Below are 1451 nucleotides of genomic sequence, written 5' to 3' on the forward strand. Positions count from 1 at the left end.
GGGTTCGACGCCAGCGCCCCCGTCACCTTCACCGTCTCTTCGCCGCCCGGCCCCTGCAGCCGCCACAGCCCGAACGGGTGATCGCGTTCCTTGATCACCAAACAGGTGCGGCCCGCCAGCTCCGCCGGGTTTTTCGGCACGCCGTGGCGCTGCAGGTACGCCGGCGAAGCGCACAAGATGCGCTGATTGTCCGCCAGCTTGCGCGCAATCAAATTGGGGGCGATATCGTCGCCGATGCGGATATCCAGATCGAACCCTTCGCTGACCAGATCCACCAGCCTATCGGACACGTCGAGCCGCAGCTCCAGCTGCGGGTACTGCCGCGCCAGCGCCGACAGCGCCGGCGCCACGAAACGCCGGCCGAAGCCGAAGCTGCTGACCACGCGCAGCATGCCCTGCGGCGCCTGACGCACCTCGGACAGCTCGTCCATCATCTGATCGACGTCGTTGAGAATGCGCTGCGCCCATTCGTAGATGCGTTCGCCGTCTTCGGTGATCGCCACTCGCCGCGTGGTGCGGTGCAGCAACGACACGTCCAGCGCTTTTTCCAGCAACGCAATGCGTTTGCTGATAAAGGCCGGCGACACGCCCAGCTCTTCGGCGGCGGCGGCAAACCCGGCGCGGCGCGCCACCAGCACGAACACCCGCAGGTCACTCAGGATCGGCATATTGTTCATGATTCGTGTTTTATGTTTCACCGTTTTCAGGGTTGATTAACAGTTAGTCAATTATAGGATAAGAGTGTTGTCAATCTCCCCTACCTACAAATGAGACCTCTGTATGAGCAAAACCTATAAAATTGCCGCCATCCCCGGGGACGGTATCGGGCGGGAAGTGTTGCCGGAAGGCATACGAGTGTTGCAAGCGGCGGCGGCGCGCTGGGATCTGTCGCTGGAATTCGACACTTTCGAGTGGGCCAGCTGCGACTACTACCAGCACCACGGCCAGATGATGCCGGACGATTGGTTTGAGCAGCTCAAGGGCTTCGATGCCATCTACTTCGGCGCCGTCGGCTGGCCGGATACGGTGCCCGATCACATTTCGCTGTGGGGGTCGCTGTTGAAATTCCGCCGCGACTTCGAGCAGTACGTCAACCTGCGCCCAGTACGGCTGTTTCCCGGCGTGCCCTGCCCGCTCGCGAACAAACAGCCGGGCGATATCGATTTCTACGTGGTGCGCGAAAATACCGAAGGGGAATACTCCTCGCTCGGCGGACGGATGTTCGAAGGCACTGAACGCGAGATGGTGATCCAGGAATCGGTCTTCACCCGTCAGGGCGTGGACCGCATCCTCAAGTACGCCTTTGAGCTGGCGCAACAGCGCCCGCGCAAGCGCCTGACCGCAGCCACCAAGTCCAACGGCATGGCCATCAGCATGCCGTACTGGGATGAGCGCGTGGCGGAGATGGCGCGCCGGTATCCGGACATCGCCTGGGACAAGCAGCACATAGA

General features: G+C 62.0%; 2 protein-coding genes. One reads left to right on the top strand and one right to left on the bottom strand.

What is annotated here, in order from left to right; all coding sequences use genetic code 11:
• A partial coding sequence (locus ACFC0D_RS38535; protein ID WP_376446770.1) for a LysR substrate-binding domain-containing protein occupies positions 1-677 on the bottom strand: 677 nt, incomplete at its 3' end.
• Between the two features lie 103 nt (positions 678-780).
• On the opposite strand from ACFC0D_RS38535, the gene ACFC0D_RS38540 reads away from it, so the two are divergent.
• A partial coding sequence (locus ACFC0D_RS38540; RefSeq protein WP_376446772.1) for an isocitrate/isopropylmalate family dehydrogenase occupies positions 781-1451 on the top strand: 671 nt, incomplete at its 3' end.

Origin of the sequence: Streptomyces sp. NPDC056222, from assembly GCF_042264065.1 — a bacterium.
Taxonomy (GTDB): Bacteria; Actinomycetota; Actinomycetes; order Streptomycetales; family Streptomycetaceae; genus Streptomyces.